Annotated in this window: 20 protein-coding genes; 13 read left to right on the top strand and 7 right to left on the bottom strand. The window is 58.3% G+C overall.

The genetic code is table 11. The features are described from left to right. Positions 1-127: 127 nt before the first annotated feature. From J122_RS12565 to tkt, 3 genes are all read right to left on the bottom strand, one after another. The gene (locus J122_RS12565; protein WP_061332611.1) at positions 128-1,288 is read right to left on the bottom strand and encodes a phosphoglycerate kinase; all 1,161 of its coding nucleotides are present in this window, start codon (positions 1,286-1,288) and stop codon (positions 128-130) included. Positions 1,289-1,408: 120 nt separating this feature from the next. Next, entirely contained in the window at positions 1,409-2,440 is a 1,032-nt protein-coding gene (gene gap, locus J122_RS12560; protein WP_061332610.1) for a type I glyceraldehyde-3-phosphate dehydrogenase, read from the bottom strand. Beyond that, positions 2,440-4,440, bottom strand: a complete 2,001-nt coding sequence (gene tkt / locus J122_RS12555) for a transketolase (protein WP_061332609.1) — start codon at positions 4,438-4,440, stop codon at positions 2,440-2,442. Before tkt ends, gap begins: the two co-directional genes overlap by 1 nt. 235 nt (positions 4,441-4,675) lie before the next feature. Between tkt and J122_RS12550 the strand changes: the two genes are divergently transcribed. From J122_RS12550 to J122_RS12520, 7 genes are all read left to right on the top strand, one after another. Next, entirely contained in the window at positions 4,676-5,677 is a 1,002-nt protein-coding gene (locus J122_RS12550; protein WP_061332608.1) for a metalloregulator ArsR/SmtB family transcription factor, read from the top strand. 96 nt (positions 5,678-5,773) lie between these two features. Next, positions 5,774-6,964: a methionine adenosyltransferase gene (metK, locus tag J122_RS12545; protein WP_061332607.1), complete on the top strand. Its 1,191-nt coding sequence runs from the start codon at positions 5,774-5,776 to the stop codon at positions 6,962-6,964. Positions 6,965-7,427: 463 nt separating this feature from the next. Further along, complete coding sequence (gene ahcY, locus J122_RS22510; protein ID WP_061332606.1) at positions 7,428-8,822, top strand: adenosylhomocysteinase; 1,395 nt, start codon at positions 7,428-7,430, stop codon at positions 8,820-8,822. Positions 8,823-8,834: 12 nt separating this feature from the next. Further along, positions 8,835-9,704, top strand: coding sequence for a methylenetetrahydrofolate reductase [NAD(P)H] (metF, locus tag J122_RS22505; RefSeq protein WP_061332605.1), 870 nt, complete (start codon positions 8,835-8,837; stop codon positions 9,702-9,704). 216 nt (positions 9,705-9,920) lie between these two features. Then, positions 9,921-10,679, top strand: coding sequence for a transporter substrate-binding domain-containing protein (locus tag J122_RS12530; protein WP_058092728.1), 759 nt, complete (start codon positions 9,921-9,923; stop codon positions 10,677-10,679). Between the two features lie 71 nt (positions 10,680-10,750). Beyond that, positions 10,751-11,422: an amino acid ABC transporter permease gene (locus J122_RS12525; RefSeq protein WP_058092727.1), complete on the top strand. Its 672-nt coding sequence runs from the start codon at positions 10,751-10,753 to the stop codon at positions 11,420-11,422. 13 nt (positions 11,423-11,435) lie between these two features. Further along, positions 11,436-12,182, top strand: coding sequence for an amino acid ABC transporter ATP-binding protein (locus J122_RS12520; protein ID WP_058092726.1), 747 nt, complete (start codon positions 11,436-11,438; stop codon positions 12,180-12,182). 60 nt (positions 12,183-12,242) lie between these two features. Here the strand turns inward: J122_RS12520 and J122_RS12515 are convergent, their stop codons facing one another. Beyond that, the gene (locus J122_RS12515; RefSeq protein WP_058092725.1) at positions 12,243-13,031 is read right to left on the bottom strand and encodes an SDR family oxidoreductase; all 789 of its coding nucleotides are present in this window, start codon (positions 13,029-13,031) and stop codon (positions 12,243-12,245) included. Positions 13,032-13,142: 111 nt separating this feature from the next. Beyond that, positions 13,143-13,631: a DUF2505 domain-containing protein gene (locus J122_RS12510; protein ID WP_058092724.1), complete on the bottom strand. Its 489-nt coding sequence runs from the start codon at positions 13,629-13,631 to the stop codon at positions 13,143-13,145. Between the two features lie 214 nt (positions 13,632-13,845). Here J122_RS12510 and J122_RS12505 point away from each other — a divergent pair, with 214 nt between their 5' ends. The 4 genes from J122_RS12505 (at position 13,846) to J122_RS12490 (ending at position 18,579) form a co-directional block, all read left to right on the top strand. Beyond that, complete coding sequence (locus J122_RS12505; RefSeq protein ID WP_058092723.1) at positions 13,846-15,195, top strand: adenosylmethionine--8-amino-7-oxononanoate transaminase; 1,350 nt, start codon at positions 13,846-13,848, stop codon at positions 15,193-15,195. Positions 15,196-15,204: 9 nt separating this feature from the next. After that, entirely contained in the window at positions 15,205-15,939 is a 735-nt protein-coding gene (locus J122_RS12500) for a 16S rRNA (uracil(1498)-N(3))-methyltransferase (protein WP_058092722.1), read from the top strand. Between the two features lie 272 nt (positions 15,940-16,211). Further along, a complete protein-coding gene (locus J122_RS12495; protein WP_058092721.1) occupies positions 16,212-17,441 on the top strand; it encodes a DUF445 domain-containing protein in 1,230 nt (409 codons plus the stop codon). A gap of 91 nt (positions 17,442-17,532) precedes the next feature. After that, a complete protein-coding gene (locus J122_RS12490) occupies positions 17,533-18,579 on the top strand; it encodes an HDOD domain-containing protein (protein ID WP_058092720.1) in 1,047 nt (348 codons plus the stop codon). Here the strand turns inward: J122_RS12490 and J122_RS12485 are convergent. Both J122_RS12485 and J122_RS12480 read right to left on the bottom strand, forming a co-directional pair. Then, entirely contained in the window at positions 18,562-19,920 is a 1,359-nt protein-coding gene (locus tag J122_RS12485; protein WP_058092719.1) for a YihY/virulence factor BrkB family protein, read from the bottom strand. The genes J122_RS12490 and J122_RS12485 overlap by 18 nt on opposite strands. 93 nt (positions 19,921-20,013) lie before the next feature. After that, complete coding sequence (locus J122_RS12480) at positions 20,014-20,949, bottom strand: D-2-hydroxyacid dehydrogenase (protein ID WP_058092718.1); 936 nt, start codon at positions 20,947-20,949, stop codon at positions 20,014-20,016. Between the two features lie 74 nt (positions 20,950-21,023). On the opposite strand from J122_RS12480, the gene tmpT reads away from it, so the two are divergent. Next, positions 21,024-21,683, top strand: coding sequence for a thiopurine S-methyltransferase (tmpT, locus tag J122_RS12475; RefSeq protein ID WP_058092717.1), 660 nt, complete (start codon positions 21,024-21,026; stop codon positions 21,681-21,683). A 420-nt stretch (positions 21,684-22,103) separates the two neighbouring features. Continuing rightward, entirely contained in the window at positions 22,104-24,026 is a 1,923-nt protein-coding gene (locus tag J122_RS12470) for a PrkA family serine protein kinase (RefSeq protein ID WP_058092716.1), read from the top strand. Positions 24,027-24,050 lie beyond the last annotated feature (24 nt).

The following is a 24,050-nucleotide window of genomic DNA, read 5'->3' as shown; positions in this document are numbered from 1 at the left end:
GGGGTTGGCCTCCCGAGACACGCCGTGAATACATCCCTGTAGGCTTGAGCGCAGCATCCATGCTGCGCACAGTCTCGGGAGGCCAACCCCGCCACCAGCCTTGCGAATCTAGCTCTTGCGTGAGCCCTTAAGCGCCACGCTCTTCCAAAACCGCTACTGCCGGCAGGGTTTTGCCTTCCACGAATTCGAGGAACGCGCCGCCGCCGGTGGAGATGTAGGAGATCTTGTCAGCTATGCCGTATTTGTCAACGGCTGCGACGGTGTCGCCGCCACCGGCCAGGGAGAAGGCGTCGCTTTCGGCGATGGCCTGGGCGAGTGCCTTGGTGCCGTTGCCGAACTGGTCGAATTCGAACACGCCAACCGGGCCGTTCCACAGGATGGTTTTGGCGTTTTTCAGCAGTTCAGCGAACTGGCCGGCGGTTTCCGGGCCTACGTCGAGGATCATGTCGTCGTCGCTGACGTCGGAGATGTTTTTCACCGTGGCGGTGGCGGTTTCGGCGAATTCGCTGGCGACCACTACGTCAACCGGCAGCGGGATCTCCACGCGGCTGGCGATGTCTTTGGCGGTGTCGATCAGGTCGTGTTCGCACAGGGACTTGCCTACCGGCTGGCCGGCTGCGGCCAGGAAGGTGTTGGCGATGCCGCCGCCGACGATGATCTGGTCACACACTTTTTCCAGGGCGTTGAGGACGTCCAGCTTGGTGGAGACTTTGGAGCCGCCAACGATGGCAACGACCGGCTTGGCCGGGTTATCCAGGGCTTTGCCGAGGGCGTCGAGTTCTGCCGCCAGCAGGGGGCCGGCGCAGGCTTCTGGAGCGAACTTCGCTACGCCGTGGGTGGAGGCCTGGGCGCGGTGGGCGGTGCCGAAGGCGTCCATCACGTAGACGTCGCACAGGGCGGCGTATTGTTTGGCCAGGTCTTCGTTGTCTTTCTTTTCGCCTTTGTTGAAGCGAACGTTTTCAAACAGCACCACTTCGCCGTCGGCGACTTCAACACCGCTGAGGTAATCCTTGATCAGGCGCACTTCCTGGCCCAGCAGGGTGCTCAGGTGTTCGGCGACTGGCTTCATGGAAGAGGCCTCGTCGTACACGCCTTCTTCCGGGCGGCCCAGGTGGGACATCAGCATGACTTTGGCGCCGGCGTCTTTGGCGGCTTTGATGGTCGGCAGCGAGGCGCGGATGCGGGCGTCGCTGGATACCTTGCCGTCTTTGACCGGCACGTTGAGGTCTTCGCGAATCAGAACCCGCTTGCCGGCGAGGTTCAGGTCAGTCATTTTTTTGATGGCCATAGTTACAGTTCCATTTCTACGGGTTAGAACGTTATTGCCACGGACGACACAGACTTGCACGGACGAAAAGATAAAACAGCTTTGTATTTGTCCGTGTTCGTCCGTGTGGTCCGTGGCTCATCAATCAGTTTTCTCAAGCCAGACCTTGCTGACATCCAGCATCCGGTTGGCAAAGCCCCATTCGTTATCAAACCAGCACAGCACTTTCACCATGGTGCCGCCGGTGACCCGGGTCTGGCCGCCGTCGACTACGCCGGAGTGGGCGTCGTGGTTGAAGTCGGAGCTGGCCAGCAGTTCGTCGGTGTAGCCGAGAATGCCTTTCAACGAGCCCGTTGCGGCGTTCTGCAATAACTGGTTTACCGCCTTCACATCGGTGGCCTGGCGCACATTCACCACCATGTCTATCGCAGAGACATTGAGTGTTGGCACCCGCATGGCGACGGAGCTGAAGCGCCCCTCCATGTGCGGCAACAAACGCTCGATACCGCGGGCCAGGCCGGTGTCTACCGGCACGATGTTGTGCAGCGCACTGCGGGTGCGGCGCAGGTCCTGGTGGTGGTAGGCATCGATCACCGGCTGGTCGTTCATGGCGGCGTGGATGGTGGTGGTGCTGCCCTGCTCCACGCCAAAGGCATCGTCCAGTACCTTGATCACCGGTACCAGACAGTTGGTGGTGCAGGAACCCGCAGCCACAATCACATCCTCAGCATTCAGCTGGTGGTCGTTGATTCCGAACACCACGGTGCGGTCCACATCGGATTCGCCCGGCTGGGAAAACAGCAGGCGTTGGGCGCCCGCCTCAATGTGTTTCTCCGCCGTGGCACGGTCGGAGTAGGCGCCGGAGCATTCCAGCACCAGGTCCACGTCCAGCAGACGCCAGGGCAGATCACTCGGGTCCGGGTGGCGCAGCACACGGATGCGATCGCCGTTGACCACCAGGTTATCGCCATCCACCGCCACCTCACCGTGAAACCGCCCATGGGTGGAGTCGTATTTGGTGAGATGGGCGATGGTGTCGATATCCGACAACTCGTTAATCGCGACCACCTGCAGATGGTCGCGATAGCCGTTTTCATAGAGTGCCCGCAACACGCACTGGCCTATGCGGCCGTACCCGTTGATGGCGATGCGAAACGGCGTTGAGTTGGTCATCAGGCGTCCAGGAGCTCGTCAGCCACTTCCAGGATGTTATCGACGGTGAAGCCGAATTCCTTGAACAACTCGCCAGCAGGCGCAGACTCACCGAAGGTGGTCATGCCCACAACCCGGCCGTCCAGGCCCACGTACTTGTACCAGTAGTCAGCAATGCCGGCTTCGATGGCGATACGGTTGGTGACTTCCAGCGGCAGCACCTGTTGCTTGTACTCGGCGCTCTGGGCGTCGAATACATCGGTAGACGGCATGGACACCACACGCACAGCCTTGCCCTGCTCGCGCAGCTTGGCGGCAACGTCCTGGGCCAGGGCCACTTCAGAGCCGGTGGCAATCAGGATCAGCTCCGGGGTGCCTTCGCTGTCAGACAGCACGTAGCCACCCCTGGCGACGTTGGCCAGCTGCTCGGCGTCACGCTGCTGGTGCGGCAGGTTCTGACGGGAGAACACCATGGCGGTGGGACCGTCGTTGCGCTCAAGGGCGGCTTTCCAGGCTACCGCAGATTCCACGGTATCGGCCGGGCGCCACATGCTCATGTTCGGCGTGGTGCGCAGGCTGGCCATCTGCTCGATGGGCTGGTGCGTGGGGCCGTCTTCGCCCAGACCGATGGAGTCATGGGTGAAGACAAAGATGGAGCGCTGCTTCATCAGAGCCGCCATGCGTACCGCGTTGCGGCAGTATTCCATGAAGATCAGGAAGGTGGCGCCGTAGGGAACAAAGCCGCCGTGCAGGGCGATGCCGTTCATAATGGCGGCCATTCCGAACTCACGTACACCGTAATAGATGTAGTTACCGGAGGCGTCGTCTTTGGTCACGCCTTTGCAACCAGACCAGATGGTCAGGTTGGAACCGGCCAGATCGGCGGAGCCGCCCATCAGTTCCGGCAGTAGCGGGCCATAGGCGTTCAGGGTGTTCTGGGATGCCTTACGGGAAGCGATGGTGTCGCCCTTGTCCTGGCATTCCTGAATGTAGGCCTGAGCTTTTTCAGAGAAGTCTGCCGGCAGCTCGCCGGCCATGCGGCGCTTGAACTCAGCGGCCAGTTCCGGCTCGGCCTTTTCGTAGGCGGCGAATTTCTCTTCCCATGCCTTCTGGGCAGCGGCGCCTTTTTCTTTGGCATCCCAGGCTGCGTAAATTTCAGAAGGCACTTCGAACGGACCGTGCTGCCAGCCCAGCGCTTCCCGGGTCAGGGCGATTTCATCGTCACCCAACGGGGCGCCGTGGCAATCTTCCTTGCCCTGTTTATTGGGGGAACCAAAGCCGATGATGGTTTTGCAGCAAATGATGGTGGGCTGGTCGGTATTCGCGCGGGCCGCTTCGATGGCCGCACGAATGGCATCGGCATCGTGGCCATCCACATTCGGGATAACCTGCCAGCCGTAGGATTCGAAACGCTTGGGCGTGTCGTCGGTGAACCAGCCCTCTACTTCACCATCAATGGAAATGCCGTTGTCGTCGTAGAAGAACACCAGCTTACCCAGGCCCAAAGTACCGGCCAGGGAGGCGACTTCGTGGGAGATGCCTTCCATCAGGCAGCCATCGCCCAGGAATGCGTAGGTGTAGTGATCAACAATCTCGTGGCCCGGGCGGTTGAACTGCGCCGCCAGGGATTTCTCGGCCAGCGCGAAACCAACGGCATTGGCAATGCCCTGCCCCAGCGGGCCAGTGGTGGTCTCGATGCCCGGCGTATAGCCGTATTCCGGGTGGCCCGGGGTTTTGGAGTGCAGCTGGCGGAAGTTCTTGATGTCGTCAATGGAGACGTCGTACCCGCTCAGGTGCAGCAGGGAATACTGCAGCATGGAGCCGTGGCCGTTCGACAGCACGAAGCGGTCGCGGTTGGCCCAGTGCGGGTTGGCCGGGTTGTGGCTCAGATAATCGTTCCACAGCACCTCGGCAATATCCGCCATACCCATGGGCGCACCCGGGTGGCCGGACTTGGCTTTCTGAACCGCATCCATGCTCAGCGCGCGTATGGCGTTGGCGAGATCTTTACGGGACGGCATTGACAATTCTCCAGTGTTTTTCAGGAAAAGACTTCAAGCTGCAAAAACTGCTCAAAAAGAAGGCGCGTATTTTCGCCGATTACAGTGTGCGGGGGCAAATCCATATGTAGTTGTTTTCCGATGACGGCGGCACAAACTCGCCAAAGCAACTGATTTCACAAAGCCATAAACCTATATCAAAAAATTTTGATATGGCTATTGATCGACCAACCAATCACCCCTACACTTGCCAACAATGACCTCACTCAATGCACATGCTAACGAACTGTCCTCCGTGGACACCCTGGCACCGATCTTCAAGGCGAGCGGAGACCCACTGCGCCTGGAAATCCTGCGGGTGCTGCGCCGTGACACCTTCGGCGTGCTGGAGCTGAGCCAGCTGTTTGATATGCGCCAGTCCGGCATGAGCCATCACCTGAAAGTGATGAACAAGGCCGGGTTGCTGGAACCCCAGCGTGAAGGCAACGCCATTTTCTACCGCCGCCCCCTGCATCTGGACAGCGACAAACTGGCGGACCAGGCGATCCGGCAGATATTCGAGACGGTAGACCGCGTGCCCTTGCCGCCGCAGCTGGAAGAGAAGATTGAGGCAATCCGGGAGCAGCGGGCGGAGCAGTCCCAGGCGTTTTTCTCCCGACACTCGGAGCAGTTCCGGGAACAACAGGAATTGATTGCAGCCTTTGACCTTTATGCCGAGCCCACAGCAGAGCTGATCCGCAAGCGCACTACCCGGCAAGAATGGCGCAGTGCGCTGGAAATCGGCCCAGGTGAAGGTGCCTTCCTGCCCGTACTGTCAGCCCTGTTTGAACACGTGGTAGCGCTGGATAACAGCAAGGACATGCTGGCCACGGCCACCCGCACCTGTATTGATGAGCGTTTGAATAATGTGGATTTGATTGAAGGCGTCACCGACACGCTGCTGGCCCGCGGTGATGCCTTTGACCTGATCGTCGCCAACATGGTGCTGCACCATGTGCCCAGCCCGGCGGACATCTTCCTGGATGCCGCGGCACTGATGAACAGCGGTGGCTGTTTTATCGTCAGTGATTTGTGCAGCCATGATCAGGACTGGGCGAAAGAGAATTGCGGCGACCTCTGGCTTGGCTTTGAGCCGGAAGAGCTGACCGCCTGGGCCGCTGATGCCGGCTTGAGCGCCGGAGAACAACTGTTTATTGGCCTGCGCAACGGTTTTCAGGTGCAGGTACGGGAATTCTGGAAAACGTCCGCAACGGCCTGAGGCCCGAGCGGATACTGGAACATCAAAAAACTTTGATATTGTCGTACGTAGAAATACGTACACTGACTTTGAAAACGCTCACAAAGGAGCACCGCTATGTCTGACTACAACATCTTCACCTCCGAATCGGTCTCTGAAGGCCACCCGGACAAACTGGCCGACCAGATTTCCGATGCGGTACTGGATGCCATCCTGGCCGACGACCCGCACGCCCGCGTGGCCTGCGAAACCATGGTCAAGACCGGCGTTGCCATCGTTGGCGGTGAAATCACCACCAGCGCCTGGGTAGACCTGGAAGACCTGGTGCGCGGTGTGATCAAAGACATCGGCTACACCTCCTCAGACGTGGGCTACGACGGCGACACCTGTGGCGTGATCAATATCATCGGCAAACAGTCTGTCGACATCGCCCAGGGCGTTGACCGCCAGAAGCCGGAAGACCAGGGCGCCGGCGACCAGGGCCTGATGTTCGGCTACGCCAGCAACGAAACCGACGTGCTGATGCCGGCCCCGATTACCTTCTCTCACCGGCTGGTACAGCGCCAGGCCGAAGCCCGCAAGAGCGGCCTGCTGCCGTGGCTGCGCCCGGACGCCAAGAGCCAGGTCACCTGCCGCTATGAGAACGGCCAGGTTGTCGGTATCGATGCCGTGGTTCTGTCCACCCAGCACGACCCGGACGTGACCCAGGAAGACCTGAAAGAAGCGGTGATGGAACTGATCGTCAAGCACACGCTGCCGGAAGAACTGCTGCACAAAGACACCCAGTTCCACATCAACCCGACCGGCAAGTTCGTGATCGGCGGCCCGGTGGGCGACTGTGGCCTGACCGGCCGTAAGATCATCGTAGACACCTACGGCGGCATGGCCCGTCACGGCGGTGGTGCGTTCTCCGGCAAAGACCCCTCGAAGGTTGACCGTTCTGCCGCCTATGCCGGCCGTTACGTGGCCAAGAACATCGTGGCCGCAGGCCTGGCCGAGAAATGCGAGATCCAGGTGTCCTACGCCATCGGTGTAGCCCAGCCGACCTCCATTTCCCTGAACACGTTCGGCACCGGCAAGATCAGCGACGACAAGATCATCGACCTGGTACGCGCGCACTTCGACCTGCGCCCGTATGCGATCACCAACATGCTGGACCTGCTGCACCCGATGTACCGGGCCACCGCAGCCTACGGCCACTTCGGCCGCGACCCGTACGAGATGACCGTTGGCGGCAAGACCTTCACCGCGTTCCCGTGGGAGAAGACCGACCGCGCTGCGGCTCTGAAGGATGCCGCTGGTATCTGATGATTTTAGGTCTGACTCTTTGAGTTCGGCCCTATTTTGGCCCGGCACTCTGATTTTGGAGTGGGCGGCGGCAAGGAACGTCTTTCCGGGACACGCTCAAGCCGTCCGTGGGCGCTTAGCTTTGGCCATCCATGGCCAAAGATAGTCCCGGAAAGACGTTCCTCACCACCGCTTTTGCACTTGTGGTGAGGGCTTATCGAAAACTCTTTCATGCAAGACGCTGAAAGAAGGCCAAATTCAGTATTTCGGCGTACCGGAGACGGCATACGCCAAAATTTTGAGAGAGGAGATGGGGAACGTCTTTCGCGGAATTTCGAAGGCCAAGGATGGCCTGAGAGAAGCGCACATGGATGTGCTCGTAGCGGTTCCGCGAAAGACGTTCCCCATCTCCGACACAACCCATACAGGCGGTACCCGATAATGTTCCGGGACCGTAGAGAAAGGCTGACAGGAGAACACCCAAATGAGCACTCCGGCAGAAAAACTGACCACGGTTGAAGACTACAAAGTCCGCGACATCACCCTCGCCGACTGGGGTCGCAAGGAAATCAAAATCGCCGAAGGCGAAATGCCCGCCCTGATGAAACTGCGCGAGAAATACAAAGCCGAGCAGCCGCTGAAAGGCGCCAACATCATGGGCTGCATCCACATGACCATCCAGACCGCCGTGTTGATCGAAACATTGGTCGAGCTGGGCGCCAACGTGCGCTGGTCCTCGTGCAACATCTTCTCCACCCAGGACCAGGCCGCAGCCGCCATCGCAGCGCAAGGCATTCCCGTGTTCGCGTGGAAAGGTGAGACTGACGAAGAATACGAATGGTGCCTGCACAAAACCGTCGGTGCGGACGTAGACGGCTGGGAGCCGAACATGATCCTGGACGACGGCGGCGACCTGACCGAGCTGCTGCACAAGGAATACCCACAGGTAATTGCCAAGTGCCACGGCGTAACCGAAGAAACCACCACCGGCGTTCACCGCCTGCAGGAAATGCTGCGTGACGGCACCCTGAAGATCCCGGCGATCAACGTGAACGATTCGGTCACCAAGTCCAAGAACGACAACAAGTACGGCTGTCGCCACAGCCTGAACGACGCCATCAAGCGCGCCACCGACCACCTGCTGTCTGGCAAGAAAGCGCTGGTGATCGGTTACGGTGACGTAGGTAAAGGCTCTGCCCTTTCCCTGCGTCAGGAAGGCATGATCGTAAAAGTGACCGAAGCCGACCCGATCTGCGCCATGCAAGCCTGCATGGACGGCTTTGAAGTGGTGTCTCCGTACATCGATGGCATCAACACCGGCACCGAGCAGGGCATCAACACCGAGCTGCTGGGCACCACTGACCTGCTGGTAACCACCACCGGTAACGTCAACGTGTGCGACGCGAACATGCTGAAGGCCCTGAAGAGCGGCGCCGTAGTGTGCAACATCGGCCACTTCGACAATGAAATCGACACCGCCTACATGCGCAAGAACTGGGAGTGGGACGAGGTCAAGCCGCAAGTGCACGTGGTGTACCGCGACAAGGCCGCCAACGACCACCTGATCCTGCTGTCCGAAGGTCGCCTGGTGAACCTGGGCAACGCCACCGGTCACCCGTCCCGGATCATGGATGGCTCCTTCGCCAACCAGGTGCTGGCCCAGATGTACCTGTTCGAGCGCAAGTTTGCTGACCTGCCAGAAGAGTCCAAGGCCAAGGGCGTTTACGTTCAGGTTCTGCCCAAGCAGCTGGACGAAGAAGTGGCCCGCGCCATGGTGGAAGGCTTTGGTGGCGTGATCACCAAGATGACGCCGGACCAGGCAAAATACATCGGTGTGCCGGTCGAAGGCCCGTACAAGCCGGAAAGCTACAGGTACTAAGCGGAAACGATCATGGAATCCCAGAAGCAATTCAAGCGCCGTTTCAGCTTTGAGTTTTTCCCGCCCAAGACCGATCAGGGCAAGGAAAAACTCCAGGCGGTGCGCAACCAGCTGGCCGAGGTGAACCCGGATTTCTTCTCGGTCACCTTCGGCGCCGGCGGTTCCACCCGGGACCGCACCATTGAAACGGTACTGAACCTGCACAAGCAGGGCATTTCCACAGCACCGCATCTGTCCTGCGTGGGTGGTACCCGCGCAGAGATCGGGGAGCTGCTGGATCTGTATAAAGAGAACGGCATCAACCGGATTGTCGCCCTGCGCGGCGACCTGCCCTCAGGCATGGGTGCCTCCGGTGAGCTGCGTTACGCCAACGAGCTGGTGGAGTTTATCCGGGAGCACAGCGGTGATCACTTCAATCTGGAAGTGGCTGCCTACCCGGAGTTTCATCCCCAGGCGCGCAACGCCGAGGAAGACCTGAAGAACTTCGCACGGAAGGTACAGGCCGGTGCCAACAGCGCCATCACCCAGTACTTCTTCAACGCCGACAGCTACTTCTACTTCATCGACCGCCTGGAGAAGATGGGCGTCACCATTCCGGTGGTGCCGGGCATCATGCCGATCGTCAACTTCTCCAGCCTGGTGCGGTTCTCGGATATGTGCGGTGCGGAAATCCCCCGCTGGATCCGCAAGCAACTCGAAGCCTACGGCGACGACACCGACAGCATCCGCAAGTTCGGCGAAGAAGTGGTCACCGAAATGTGCGAAAAGCTGTTGAAAGCCGGGGCGCCCGGGCTGCACTTCTACACCCTGAACCAGGCTGAACCCAGTATCTCCATCTGGAAGAATCTGGGCATCAGCGACCGGGAGAAGATCGCTTTCTGATCTGCTCCCCGAAGCCCTCTGCACCTCTGCAGAGGGCTTTCGTTTTATCCTCCTGCCGCTATAACCAACTGATTTTCTGCAAATCCTCGTTTTCTGGTCTAACCTGTATCTGATGTATTCCCATCAACGCTCCCCGCAGGGCATGCGCTAAAAGCGGTTACCTGTGCGGATTGCCTTACCGGGCAAACGGAGCACAAAAAACAGAAAGGAGAACACATGAGCACGAAATGGCTGAAAACACTGGGCGCTGGTCTGGCATTGTCGGTTGCAGCGTCAACCGTTAGTGCAGAAACCCTCCGAGTGGTGACCGACCCAAGTTTTGTCCCCTTTGAAATGATGGACCAGGAAACCGGCGAGATGATCGGTTTCGACATGGATATCATCTCTGAGGTGGCCGAGCGCGCGGGCTTTGAGTACAACCTGCAGACCATGGATTTCAATGGCATTATCCCGGCCCTGCAAACCGGCAACGTGGATATCGCTATCGCCGGCATTACCATCACCGAAGAGCGCAAGCAGATTGTCGATTTCTCTGACCCCTACTACGACTCCGGCCTGCGGATTCTGGTGCGGGCAAACAACAGTGATGTCGATGAGCTTTCTGATCTTGAGGGCAAAAAAGTTGGCACCAAGATCGGCAGCACCAGTTACGACTTCCTGATGCAAAACCTGGATAACAATGGCGGTGTCACGCCGTACCCGGGCAGCTCCGATATGTATATGGCACTGATGTCCCGAGCCATTGATGCGGTGTTCTACGATGCCCCGAACGTTGGCTACTTTGCCAGCACCCGTGGCGAAGGCCGGGTGAAAACCGTCGGCCAGCTTTATGAAGGCCAGCAGTACGGTATCGCCCTGAAAAAGGGCAGCCAATGGGTTGGCCCGGTCAACGAAGCACTTGCCTCTATTAAGGAAGACGGTACCTACAAGACCATTTATGAAAAATGGTTTGGCCCCATGCCTGAAGACAAGTAACCCGCCATCCGTTCTGGTCAGGGCGTACAACGCCCTGACCGGTTCCTCCCAACTCAACGGAGACTCACACTGTGGAATTCCAGTTTCAGTTTGACTGGCAGGCAGCAATCCATGCCATTCCATTTCTGGCCAAAGGCATCCCCTACACTCTGATGATTTCCTTTGGCGGCCTGGCCATCGGCTTTGTGCTGGGCATCCTGTTCGGTTTGCTGAGCATCAACAAAAGCTGGTTCCTGCGCTGGCCCGCCATTGCCTACATCGAGATTTTTCGTGGCACGCCGATTCTGGTTCAGGTCCTGTTTATTTTCTACGGGCTGCCAGACCTGGTCGGTGGGCCCATCGACCCGCTCACCGCTGGCATTGCAGCCATCGCACTCAATTCCGGCGCTTATATTTCCGAAGTGGTGCGCGGTGGCGTGCAGTCCATCGACAAGGGCCAGACCGAAGCAGGCCTGTCGCTCGGGCTCTCCAGAACCCAGACCTTCTGGTCCATCATCTGGCCCCAGGCGTTCCGGCGCATGATTCCGCCACTGGGCAACCAGGGCATTGTCAGCATCAAAGACACGTCCCTGTTTTCTGTCATCGGCGTAGGTGAACTGGTCCGTCAGGGGCAGGTGTACATTGCCAACACGTTTACCGCGTTTGAGGTGTATTTCGTGGTCGCACTCATGTACCTGGCCATCACCTTAACTCTGTCCCTGCTCCTGCGTTTGCTTGAGCGCCGTGGCGTAGCGTCTGTCTGAAGGAGCCCGAGTAATGACTCAGATTGTGAAAATGAAGGGCATGAACAAGTACTTCGGCAAACTGCATGTCCTCAAGGATATTGACCTGACCGTCGAGCAGGGAGAAGTAGTGGTGATTATCGGTGCCAGCGGCTCCGGCAAGTCCACTTTGATCCGCTGTGTGAACGGCCTTGAAGAGTATGAATCCGGCGTCCTGGAAGTAGATAACCAGAAACTCGCGCCCAAAGGTGGCAACCAGCAGGCGTTGTCGGAAATACGCAAGGAAGTGGGCATGGTGTTCCAGCAGTTCAATCTGTTCCCTCACCTGACGGTACGAAAGAACATCATGCTGGCCCCCATGAAAGTCAAAAAGGCGTCCCAGGTAGTGGCCAACGCCACCGCAGAGCGCTTGCTGGACAGAGTAGGCATCGGCAACCAGGCCGACAAATACCCCAGCCAGTTGTCGGGTGGCCAGCAGCAACGGGTAGCCATCGCCCGGGCCCTCGCCATGGAACCCCGATTGATGCTGTTCGACGAACCTACCTCGGCGCTGGACCCGGAAATGATCGGGGAGGTGCTGGATGTCATGCGAGAGCTGGCCAAGGAGGGGATGACCATGATGGTGGTTACCCACGAGATGGGATTTGCCCGGGAAGTCGCAGACCGGGTGATCTACATTCATGAGGGCCAGATTGTCGAGGAAGGCAGGCCCGACGACGTCTTCGACAACCCCCAGAACGAGCGCACCCAGGCATTTCTTTCACGGGTGCTGGCGCACTGACCGCCTCGCACCCGGTTCGTTTGGCCTCGGTAGTTGTCTAAGGCTTACCGAGGCCTGCAGTCACGCTCTGGCCAGGCGGAACAGCAACTCCGGCGACAGCCGCTTAACCCAGAGCGCCGCCATTTCCTTGCCCTTACCCACCGGGATTTCGCGCTTCTTCGCTTGAAGCCCCTTGAAAATCACCTCGGCACATTCGTTTACGTCCATGCCACCGGCAATATCTGCATCTTCCTCACCAAAAGCAGAGCCATCGCCCGAAAGGGCATTGCGGGAAATATCCGTGCGAATAAAACCGGGTGTAATGGTAGACACCTGAACACCCTCACCCTCCACTTCCGCACGAAGGGCATCAAAAAAGCCCATCACCGCATGCTTGGCGGCGCAATATCCGGTTCTCATGGGGGCACCGACTTTGCCAGCCACACTGGAGGTGACCGCCAGGTGCCCGGCGCCACGCTCCAGCATATGGGGCAGCACCGCCTTGGTGAGTGCAATCTGGCCCATCACATCCACGTCCATCAGCTTCTGATAGACCGCCATATCGGTATCTTTGCACAAGGAGCGTTGAGAGACGCCTGCGTTGTTGACCAGCAGATCGATAGTACCGAAGGCCTCCAGCACCGCCTGAACGGCACCGGGCAAAGAAGCCCAGTCAGTCACATCCAGCGGCAAGACCAGCACATGCCCCTCCTCCAGGCCGGCCTCAAGGCAGCGGCTTGCAACTCGCTCCAGTTCGCTTTTACGGCGGGCAGATAACACAAGACGCGCGCCATGTTTCGCATATCGAAGGGCGAGCGCCTCGCCAATGCCGGAGGAGGCTCCGGTAATCCAGACAGTTTGTGCGGGCATAGTAATTCAGTCCTTCCGTTACCAGGCTCTTGTTTTGGAACGTTTAAACAAGAGACTACACCAGCAAATGAACACCCGCCATGACCATCACCGGGCGGCGGTTAGCAAACGTCACAACAACTGACGCGTAACCTCATACTCCCGTTCAATCTTTGCGTGAGAATCTTCTGCCAGAAACTTAGCCACCTTCTTGCCGAGGAAAGGCACATCGCAGTGAACAGACAGGTTCACGTAGTTGATGCAGCGATTACCATTGCCCAGCAAACGCATAATGCCCTTGATTCGAGCTGGCACCCCATCAATCTTTACCCGGAACTCACAGTGCCACTCGCCATCGTCTTTCTTGAACCAGTGCTCTTCCTGGCGCACCCGGTTCCACTCCCGATGAAAGCTGGCCAGCATGCCGGGGACCGGGGCTGACGCCATCATTTCCCGCTCAATGACCAGCTTGGCCGCAGCATCGTCCCGTTGGAGCTCAGCTACACGAAGGTTCCGGGAACCAAGCTTCTGGTTCTTTTCAATAATGTGATGCTCACTGAAGAACCGTTCGATGATGTGATCCAGCCCTACCTCATAGGCATGCTCCAGAGTCAGCTCCATAATCGCCTCCTGTTATGTTGAATTCATTGTTGCTGCAGCCGGCCATCCTCACATTGGCCGCCCGAACGAGCGTTTCTGGCATGGAAGCCATCCGACTGGTTCACACGCCACCGCTGTTCTGGGTCACAACCGGGGCGCTGTTAACCGAGCGCTCCGGGAAGTATCATGGGCGGTCTCAAACAAAATGCCCCAGCCGGGAAGACAGGAGAACACGATGCGTAATGCTGATCTGGTCGCACGGGACCTCAAATCCGTGTGGCACCCCTGCACCCAGATGAAAGACCACGAAAGCCTGCCGTTGATTCCCATCAAGCGCGGCGAAGGCGTGTGGTTGGAAGACTTCGAGAGCAACCGGTATATCGATGCGGTCAGTTCGTGGTGGGTGAACCTGTTCGGCCACGCCAACCCGCGGATCAACTCCGCTATCCAGGAACAGATTGGCCAGCTGGAACACGTGATTCTGGCCGGTTTTACCCATGAACCGGTGGTCAGCCTGTCTGAGCGCCTGATCGAAGTCACGCCCGAAGGGCTCAGCAAGTGCTTCTACGCGGATAACGGTTCATCCGCCATCGAAGCTGCCCTGAAGATGAGCTACCACTACTGGAAAAACCTGGGCCAGCCCGGCAAGAAAAACTTCGTCAATCTCAGCAACAGCTACCACGGCGAAACCCTGGGTGCACTGGCGCTCGGTGATGTGGCGCTCTATAAAGACACCTATCAGCCGCTGCTGATGGAGGTTCTTACCGCCCCATCCCCCGATGCCTACAACAAAGAACCGGGTGAAACCGACGAAGACTATGCCCTGCGCCAGTTCGAGGCCATGGAGAAACTGCTGGCCGAACGGCACGATGAAATCTGTGCTGTGGTGGTCGAGCCCCTGATCCAGTGCGCCGGCGGCATGCGCATGCACCATCCGATATACCACACCAAGCTCCGGGAAGCCTGCGACCGCTACAACGTGCACCTGATTGCCGACGAGATCGCCGTGGGCTTTGGTCGCACCGGCACCCTGTTCGCCTGTGAACAATCCGGCATTACCCCGGATTTCATGTGCCTGTCCAAGGGACTTACCGCCGGCTACCTGCCGTTGTCCGCCGTGCTGACCACCGAAACCGTGTACAACGCCTTTTACGACGACTACGAAACCTTGCGCGCCTTCCTGCACAGCCACAGCTACACCGGCAATCCCATCGGCTGCGCCGTCGCCCTGGCCACCCTGGACATCTTCCGGGACGAAAACGTCATCGAAAACAACCGCCAGCTGTCCCGCTGCATGGCTGAATCCGTCGCCCACCTGGCCGACCACCCCAACGTCGGTGACATCCGCCAGCACGGCATGACCCTGGCCATCGAAATGGTTAAAGACAAAGCCAGTAAAACCCCGTTCCCCTGGCAGGAACGCCGGGGTCTGAAAGTCTACCAACACGCCCTCACCCGCCAGGCACTGCTACGGCCCCTGGGCAACGTGGTGTACTTCATGCCCCCGTATGTCATCACCGAAGACCAGATACGCCACCTGGCACAGGTAGCGACCGAAGGCATCGGCATCGCGGTAAAAGGCTGAGGGCAGCCCATGCGCATACCCAGGATATTCACAGACAGCCCACTCCAGGCGGGCAGTCTCTGCGAGCTTGACGAAAACGCCGCCAACCACGTGGGCCGGGTACTGCGCATGCAGCCAGGCCAGGAGTTGCGCCTGTTCAACGGCGACGGCCAGGACTACACCGCCACCATCACCCAGGCCGGCAAGAAAAACGTTCAGGTAGAAATAACCGGGGCGGAAACCAACAACACCGAATCTCCCCTGAACATCATCCTGGGCCAGACATTATCCAAAGGCGACCGGATGGATTACGCGGTGCAGAAAGCGGTCGAAATGGGCGCCACCACCATCGCACCCCTGACCACCGAACGCTCCGATGTAAAACTCAAAGGTGACCGGGAAGAAAAACGCCTGCGCCACTGGCAGCAAGTCGCCATCAGCGCCGCCGAACAATGCGGCCGGGCGAGGGTACCGAACATACTGCCAGTAATGACCGTTGCCGAATGGCTGCAATACAGCCAGACCGCCGACCTGCAACTGGTACTCCACCACCGCACGGAGCAGTCGTTGAACACCCTCACCAAGCCGGGCAGCGTTGCCCTGATGATCGGCCCGGAGGGCGGTTTGACCGCCGATGAAATCCACCTTGCAGAACAAAACGGCTTCCTGCCCGTGGCCCTTGGCCCCCGGGTACTGCGCACCGAAACCGCCCCGGTCGCTGCCATTGCGCTGTGCCAGTGGCTGTGGGGAGACATCGGCAGCTGAGGTTTGTGGCCCTGATTGGCAAACCTGCGGGCATCGCAGTCATTGACAGATCTGGCCCCGACCAACATTATCCTTGTCTGACAAAAAAGCCTGAAGCCATTGCCGATTTAGGGGCAGCGGGTTGCGGAGAGGCTTTCCAAAACCCTGCGGAGCCATGGATGGCGGAGCGGAGCGTACAAGGACGTATTCACAGCGTGTTTTGGAAAGCCTCTCCGCAACCCGCTGCCGGGCACCAAGGACCAGGTAAAAATAAATAGATTCGCGAGCCCAGGATGACAGATCTACTTACCAATCCAGAGTTTTGGCAATACCTCAGCATCCCCGTGATAGCGGCCCTGATCGGCTGGAGCACCAACTGGCTCGCCATCAAAATGACCTTCTACCCCCTTGAATTCATTGGTAAACCACCGCTCCTGGGCTGGCAAGGCATCATCCCGTCCAAAGCCAGAAAGATGGCCGCCATCAGCGTCGATGCCACCATTTCCAAAATCGGCACCGTCCAGGAAATCTTCGACCAGATCGACCCCAAAGTCCTGGCCGCCCACATCATCTACACCGTCGACCCACGCATCGAAGAATACGTAGACGAACTCATGCTCCGGGAATACCCCTCCTTCTGGGAAAACCTGCCAGCATCCGCCCGCAAAATGGTCTACGACAGGGTTCGAAAGTCCACACCCCAACTGGTCGACAACCTGGTTGACGACATCTCAGACAACATCGAAGACCTGCTGGACATCAAAGGCATGGTCATCGAGCGCCTGGCTCGCGACAAAAAACTGCTCAACCGCATTTTCCTGGAATGCGGCGACGTAGAGTTCCGCTTCATCATCAACTCCGGCCTCTACTTCGGTTTCCTGTTCGGCTTGATCCAGATGGCCGTCTGGTACTTCTACCCCGCCATCTGGGTACTGCCCCTGTTCGGCCTTCTGGTGGGCTGGGCCACCAACTGGATTGCCCTGAACGTGATCTTCCGACCACTTCATGAACACAAAGTGGGCCCACTTCGGCTCCAGGGCCTGTTTCTCAAGCGTCAGCCGGAAGTTGCCGAGTCTTTCTGTCACATCGTGACCCATGAAATCCTCACCGTGGGCAACATCATCAACTCCATACTTGAAGGCCCCAAGGGCGACCGTGCCCGTAATATGGTCAAGAAACACATCAAACCTCTGGTGGATGAAACCGCTGGCATGGGCAAAGCCCTGACCCAGATGGCCTTCGGCCCGACCGGCTTTGCCACCCTGAAAAATCAGGTGGGCGAGAAAGCCATCCAGATCTCCCAAAGCTCCTTCAACAACCCTGTGTTCGAGCAGGACCGTGCCCGCGCCGTCGAATCGATCATGGTTGAGCGGATGATTGCGCTGTCATCAGAAGAATTCCAGGATCTGCTGCGCCCCTGTTTCCAGGAAGACGAAATCAAACTGATTCTGGTTGGGGCTTTTCTGGGCTTCGTCGCCGGTGTGTGCCAACTGGTATTCGTGTTTGGAGAAGCCTTCTTCTGAAGCCACACAAGACTGTGCAGGGTTGCATAACGCCACTATACTGATCCGGTGAACGGTCACTTTTAAATACACGTTAAATCGGAGGCAATGGATGCCGGGCTTTTTTTCCTGGATATCAGGCTTGTTTGCGACGCCGCCGCCTGCCGCGGCGGCCACCGAGACACGCCTGTTTAACCCGGCGCAAAGTCACAGCCCCGAACAACACGCTTCAGACGCCGTAGTTGTCAAACAGCTGGAAGATCACCTGTTCTGCTGGCTGCTTGACGCTTCTCCGGCCATGCTCCGATCCGAACCCGCCGGGGCAGAACAAATACTGACCGAACTGGAGCGCCGCCTGCGCACCAGTGAGATGGAAGAGCTACCGCGCAGGCCCGGCAGCCTGCCCATGCTGATGCGGGCGTTGTCTAACGAAACAACCGACCGCAAGCAGATTACCGACATCATCCTGAGTGACCCGTCGCTCACAGACCAACTCCTTCAGGTAGCCAACAGCCCCTACTTCCGGCCCGGTGACAGCACCATAGAGTCGGTGGATCAAGCCGTATTTGTATTGGGGCTGGATGGCATCCGGAACGTCATTTCAGCGGCGGTCATGCGCCCGATGATGGCGGCAAGAAACAGTCGGGAAGCCCTGTTTGCACAGCGTGCCTGGCGCTGGGGGCTGACCTGCGCCCGGGCAACGGAACTGATTGCCCGCATTCACCGCGACGACACCAGTGCCCATTTCATGGTGGGGCTGCTGCCGGCACTTGCCTATATTACCATTCGCCGGGAGCTTGGCCGCATCTACCGGGCTCAGAGTGCCGGCAGCGAGCCAGAGCCAGCGGTTCTGAGGACAGCCCTGATCCGACATCAATGGGCAGCCTGCCAACTGCTGGCCAATGTCTGGAACCTGCCGCCGAAATATCATGCCTGGCTGCTCTCGGCCGAACGCCCGGCGCCCAGGCAAGCCCATTCGGCGCTCACCGATGGCTTGTTGTTGGGAACCCGTGAAGTACTGCGCCATGCTCGCCAGCGCAATTTGCCGGAAGACAAGCTGGCTCAAATCGTGCACCTGACACCGGAGCAGGTCACCCCGGTGCGCAAGGCCGTGCTCAGGATGCTACAGGAAGGCAAAAGCTCAAAAGCTGACGCCTGACACCTTCGAGGCATCCGTGGCGCTGTCTGGGGAATCTTCCCCGCCAGCCAGCAACTCCGCGAAACTGACATCCTTACCGTGACCCACCAGATCTCTCAGCTGCACCGGCATGGCACTGCTTGGAAGGCGGTCAACAACCCGGTCCTCATCCCGGCGGATGGCCTGGAGCACACTCCCGACTGTGATCAGGTGCAATGCCTTGCCGGGTACCAACTGATCACCATTGCGCCCCGCCAGACTCAACAGTCCGGCGCGAATCAGCTTGTCACTGATGCTCCGTGTAACCTCCCCAGGTACACGCAGCTCATACTCCAGTGCCTCTTGCTGCGGTGCAGGCTGCCCCAGGCTGAACGGCTTGGCCACCATCCACATCAACGCCAGGCCCACCCGTTCCTGCAACTCCGGCGCCAGCTGCACATTCTGACGCTTGGCCACAGACCCCGGATTCTGCATGTAAAAGGCCAGGCTGGCGCCGAGCAGCAGGATCATCCAGTTCAGGTAGGTCCATATCAGCAGAATAATGCCCACCGCGAACCCCGAATAGATCGCCGCGTACTTGGTCGAATTGGCCACAAAGGACGCAAACAGCATGCCCGCCGCCTGCCAGGAGACCCCTGCTATCAAACCAGCAATGAACGCATAACGCAGCTTTACGCGGGTATTGGGGATGAACACATAGACAAACGTGAAGGCCCCCACCACCAGGAAGAACGGGGTGAAGCGGCTGACCATCACAATCAAAGAACCGAACGGTTCAATCTCCATGAACCGCTGCACAACGTTGGATGAAAAAATGGTGGCGGTCACGCCAATGGCTGAGACCATCAGCAGTGGGCCAACCATGATCACGCTCAGATAGTTGCTGAAGCGCTGGGCCATGGATCGCATCTCGGGCACGCGCCAGATCATATTGAACGAACGTTCGATTTTCTGGACCAGCGAGATGACGGTGTACACCAGCAACGCCAGGCCCACAGAGCCCAACACGCCAACTCTCATGTTATCGACAAAACCCAGGATGCGCTCTGCAACCTCCATGCCCTGGGGGCCCATCGGCTCAAAAAACTGGTATAGCAAGGGCTCCATGCGCTGGTGCACACCCATCGCTTTAAGCACCGAAAAGCTCAGAGCCAGCAAGGGCACAATGCTTAGCAAGGTGGTGTAGACCAGGCTCATGGCGTGAAGGGTCAGCTGCCCGCTGATGACATCCCTAGCCACGGCATACACAGAACGCCCGGTTTTATAGAGCCAGGTCCAGGGCCATTTCTGCGGTGGATTGGGGTTGGCGAGAATCCACTTCTCCGCCGCCTGAAGCCGCTCTTTGGTTTGAATTGATGCCACGCAAGATCCTGCTTGTCAGTGTTTTCTACAGCTTATCAGCCAACCGGCTGTTAACAAGCCGATTCTCTAGCCAATGAGTTCGGAACCGGCAGATCATGCCCGTGACGCAAGATTCCTTGCGGTAATCCCCACAATTCGCTGACGGGCCTCACGACTGGCCCAGGCGGAGTGGGGGGTAAGAATCAGGTTCGGAATATCCTCCGCCAGCAATGGATTCCCGTGGCGTGGCGGCTCCTCAGTCAGCACATCAAACCCGGCCCCGGCGATCTGACCGTTGCGCAGGGCATTCGCCAACGCCGCTTCATCTACCAGACCTCCCCGGCTGGTGTTGATCAGCAACGCTGTGGGTTTCATCAACCCCAGTTCCCTCTCACCAATCATATTCCGGGTGTCATCGGTCAGCAGGCAGTGCAGAGACAGTACGTCGGCCTGCGCCAACAGGTCGTCCAGCGGAACCCGGGAATAGCCATCGACCTCTCCGGGCTGCTGCCCCGGCCGACAACCCAGCACAATGTTCATACCAAAGGCCTTTGCCCGTTCCACAACACCCTGCCCCAGGTCGCCATAACCGACAATACCCAGCGTTTTGCCCTCCAGCTCCATAATCGGGTAGTCCATCAGGCAGAACATATCACTCTTACCCCAGGTACCATTTCGGGCATCCCGATTGTAATCCAGCAACCGCGTGGCCAGCGCCAGAATCAGCGCCATGGTGTGCTGGGCCACGGTGGAACGGCCATAGTTGGTCACGTTCATCACGGTGATCCCATGCTCCTTTGCCGCCGCCCGGTCAATGTTGTTCAGCCCCGTGGCCACCACCGCAATCGTCTTCAGCTCCGGGCAGGCGTCGAAATGCTCCCTGCCCAGCACCACCTTGTTCACCAGCACCGTATCAAAACCCTGAATCCGCTCCACAACCTGCTCGGGCGAGGTTCGGTCATAACAGGTCAGGCCACCGGTTACCTGCTCAATCGGCGACAGATCCACATCACTGCCAAGGGTCTGGCTATCAAGAAACACCGCTTTCATACTTTTCTCCCAACTCAAGAACCGCACAGATTAAGGTAGACTGAGTAAAACGAGCAAACTCAGGGAGGCAAACCATGGAACACGAATTCTGGCACGAACGCTGGGAAAAGAGCCAAATCGGCTTCCACGAGGGCACGGTAAACCAGTACCTGCATGACCACTGGCCGGAGCTGGCCGGCCAGGGCACCGAAGCCGTGTTCGTGCCCCTGTGCGGCAAAGCCCATGACATGTGGTGGCTCCACGACCGTGGCCACCCCATCATTGGCGTGGAAATCAGCGACATCGCCTGCAAGGATTTCTTCGAAGAGGCCGGCGAGAAAGCCAAGGTGCATCCGGGCGAACCCTTCACTACCTTCAAACACGACGACCTGCAAATCTGGTGCGGCGACTTCTTCCAACTGGTGCCCGATGACCTCAAACACATCCGCCTCGTCTACGACCGTGCAGCGCTCATCGCCCTGCCCCCGGAAATGCGCAAAGGCTATGTGGACCACCTGACCGCCATCATCCCGGACGGCACCAGAATCCTGCTGATCACCCTCGATTACGACAGCAACGAAATGCAAGGCCCTCCCTTCAACGTCAGCGACGAGGAAGTGTTCCAGCTGTATAGCGAGGACTACGAAGTTAACCACGTACTGAAGCGCGACATGGCCCACGACAACCCCTTCGCCAAAAGAAGAGGCCTGAGAAACGGCGCCGCAGAAAGCGTGTTTACACTAATAAAGAAATAAGTGGCCCACCGCAGTCCAAAAGCGGCCCCTTCGAGGTCTCGATCGACGTATGCCGGGGCAGGATTTTCTTGGGCAAACTGAATGTCTGAGCAAAGCGAGTTTCAGTTTGCCCAAGAAAATCCTGCCCCGGTGTACGTCAGCCCCCCAACCCAGGACGCCCAGAAGGCCACCAATCCGATACGCCCCGTAACATAATTTAATGAACCTAAGGTGAACCCCACCTGTCCAACCCCCGAACTCTGAACTAAGCTCAGATTAAGCAGGCCGGAAAGCTCCGGATAACGTATACCTGTTTAACAGAACCATCCCATCAACCTATTAACCAGAGCACACCGCCCGGACCGGCGGCGTTTCAGCAACGGGGATATTGCGTGAGTTAAAGCGGTTTTATAACAAGCAAGAGCAAGCGAGGGGCCATCTATGAGCATTCTGCAGCACTTCAAAGACCGGTATGCATCCACTCAGGAGGAAGAATACTCCCTTGAGGAATACCTGGAGATCTGCAAAAAGGACCCAACAGCCTACAGCACCGCCGCCGAGCGAATGCTGATAGCCATCGGCGAACCAGAACTGATCGACACCTCCCGTGACCCTCGCCTGTCACGCATTTTTTCCAACAAAGTCATCAAGCGATACCCGGAATTCTCCGAGTTCTACGGCATGGAAGAAGCCGTGGAAAACATCGTGTCGTTCTTCCGCCACGCCGCCCAGGGCCTGGAAGAGAAGAAGCAGATTCTTTACCTGCTGGGCCCGGTGGGCGGCGGCAAATCCTCCCTGGCGGAAAAACTCAAGGCACTGATGCAGAAGGTGCCGTTCTATGCCATTAAAGGTTCGCCGGTCAACGAAAGCCCCCTGGGCCTGTTCGACCCGGACGAAGACGGCCCGATTCTGGAGGAAGAATACGGCATTCCCGGCCGCTACCTGAAAAACATCATGTCGCCCTGGGCCGTCAAACGCCTGCACGAGTATGGTGGCGACATCAGCCAGTTCCGGGTGGTGAAACGCTACCCGTCGGTGCTCGACCAGATCGGGGTGTCCAAGACCGAACCCGGTGATGACAACAACCAGGATATTTCGGCACTGGTGGGCAAGGTCAACATCCGTATGCTGGAAGACTTCTCCCAGGAGGATCCAGACGCTTACAGCTTTAGTGGCGGCCTGTGCAAAGCCAACCAGGGGCTGATGGAATTTGTGGAGATGTTCAAGGCCCCCATCAAGGTGCTGCATCCACTGCTGACCGCCACCCAGGAAGGCAACTATAACACCACCGAAGGTATGGGTTCCGTGCCCTTCGACGGCGTTATCCTGGCCCACTCCAACGAATCCGAGTGGCAGACCTTCCGCAACAACAAGCACAACGAAGCCTTCCTTGACCGGGTATACATCGTCAAGGTGCCCTATTGTGTGCGGGTTACCGAAGAGATCGAGATCTACCGCAAGCTGCTGAAAAACAGCTCCCTGGCCGGCGCCCCCTGTGCCCCAGACACCCTCGACATGCTGGCCCAGTTCTCGGTGCTGTCGCGCATCAAGGAGCCGGAAAACTCCAGCATCTTCTCCAAGATGAAGGTGTACGACGGCCAGAGCATCAAAGACACCGACCCGAAAGCCAAGTCCATCCAGGAATATCGGGACGCCGCCGGGGTGATGGAAGGCATGGATGGGTTGTCTACCCGCTTCGCGTTCAAGATTTTGTCAAAGGTATTCAACTTCGACACCACCGAAGTAGCGGCCAACCCGGTGCACCTGCTGTACGTGCTGGAAAAACAGATCGAGCAGGAACAGTATCCGTCTGAGATTCAGGAAAAATACCTGAGGTTCATCAAGGAATACCTGGCACCGCACTATGTGCAATTCATCGGCAAGGAAATCCAGACCGCCTATCTGGAAAGCTACAGCGAATACGGCCAGAACCTGTTCGACCGTTACGTGACCTACGCCGACCTGTGGATACAGGACCAGGAGTTCCGGGATCCGGAAACCGGGGAAATTCTGGACCGCGCCTCCATCAACGACGAGCTGGAAAAAATCGAGAAGCCTGCGGGCATCAGCAACCCGAAAGACTTCCGCAACGAAGTGGTCAACTTTGTGCTGCGGGCCCGGGCCAACAATCAGGGCCAGAATCCCAGCTGGCTCAGTTACGAGAAGCTGCGCAGCGTGATCGAGAAGAAGATGTTCTCCAACACCGAAGACCTGCTGCCGGTGATTTCCTTCAACCCGAAAGCCAGCCAGGAAGACCAGAAGAAGCACAAACAGTTTGTGGAACGCATGGTCGAACGTGGGTACACGGAGAAACAGGTCCGCTTGCTCGCTGAGTGGTATCTGCGTGTGCGTAAGTCCCATTAACGGCCAGCGGGAGCAGACCCATGG

It is taken from the genome of Marinobacter excellens LAMA 842 (assembly GCF_001574445.1).
GTDB classification, from domain to species: domain Bacteria; phylum Pseudomonadota; class Gammaproteobacteria; order Pseudomonadales; family Oleiphilaceae; genus Marinobacter; species Marinobacter shengliensis.
Note: the sequence above shows the minus strand (reverse complement) of the source record. Positions and strands in the feature narration are given on the sequence as shown.

What these genes read in the sequence shown, in the direction of transcription:
- J122_RS12565 (WP_061332611.1), bottom strand. Translation starts at nt 1,288, where the DNA reads ATGGCCATCAAAAAAATGACTGACCTGAACCTCGCCGGCAAGCGGGTT.
- gap (WP_061332610.1), bottom strand. Translation starts at nt 2,440, where the DNA reads ATGACCAACTCAACGCCGTTTCGCATCGCCATCAACGGGTACGGCCGC.
- tkt (WP_061332609.1), bottom strand. Translation starts at nt 4,440, where the DNA reads ATGCCGTCCCGTAAAGATCTCGCCAACGCCATACGCGCGCTGAGCATG.
- J122_RS12550 (WP_061332608.1), top strand. Translation starts at nt 4,676, where the DNA reads ATGACCTCACTCAATGCACATGCTAACGAACTGTCCTCCGTGGACACC.
- metK (WP_061332607.1), top strand. Translation starts at nt 5,774, where the DNA reads ATGTCTGACTACAACATCTTCACCTCCGAATCGGTCTCTGAAGGCCAC.
- ahcY (WP_061332606.1), top strand. Translation starts at nt 7,428, where the DNA reads ATGAGCACTCCGGCAGAAAAACTGACCACGGTTGAAGACTACAAAGTC.
- metF (WP_061332605.1), top strand. Translation starts at nt 8,835, where the DNA reads ATGGAATCCCAGAAGCAATTCAAGCGCCGTTTCAGCTTTGAGTTTTTC.
- J122_RS12530 (WP_058092728.1), top strand. Translation starts at nt 9,921, where the DNA reads ATGAGCACGAAATGGCTGAAAACACTGGGCGCTGGTCTGGCATTGTCG.
- J122_RS12520 (WP_058092726.1), top strand. Translation starts at nt 11,436, where the DNA reads ATGACTCAGATTGTGAAAATGAAGGGCATGAACAAGTACTTCGGCAAA.
- J122_RS12515 (WP_058092725.1), bottom strand. Translation starts at nt 13,031, where the DNA reads ATGCCCGCACAAACTGTCTGGATTACCGGAGCCTCCTCCGGCATTGGC.
- J122_RS12510 (WP_058092724.1), bottom strand. Translation starts at nt 13,631, where the DNA reads ATGGAGCTGACTCTGGAGCATGCCTATGAGGTAGGGCTGGATCACATC.
- J122_RS12505 (WP_058092723.1), top strand. Translation starts at nt 13,846, where the DNA reads ATGCGTAATGCTGATCTGGTCGCACGGGACCTCAAATCCGTGTGGCAC.
- J122_RS12500 (WP_058092722.1), top strand. Translation starts at nt 15,205, where the DNA reads ATGCGCATACCCAGGATATTCACAGACAGCCCACTCCAGGCGGGCAGT.
- J122_RS12495 (WP_058092721.1), top strand. Translation starts at nt 16,212, where the DNA reads ATGACAGATCTACTTACCAATCCAGAGTTTTGGCAATACCTCAGCATC.
- J122_RS12490 (WP_058092720.1), top strand. Translation starts at nt 17,533, where the DNA reads ATGCCGGGCTTTTTTTCCTGGATATCAGGCTTGTTTGCGACGCCGCCG.
- J122_RS12480 (WP_058092718.1), bottom strand. Translation starts at nt 20,949, where the DNA reads ATGAAAGCGGTGTTTCTTGATAGCCAGACCCTTGGCAGTGATGTGGAT.
- tmpT (WP_058092717.1), top strand. Translation starts at nt 21,024, where the DNA reads ATGGAACACGAATTCTGGCACGAACGCTGGGAAAAGAGCCAAATCGGC.
- J122_RS12470 (WP_058092716.1), top strand. Translation starts at nt 22,104, where the DNA reads ATGAGCATTCTGCAGCACTTCAAAGACCGGTATGCATCCACTCAGGAG.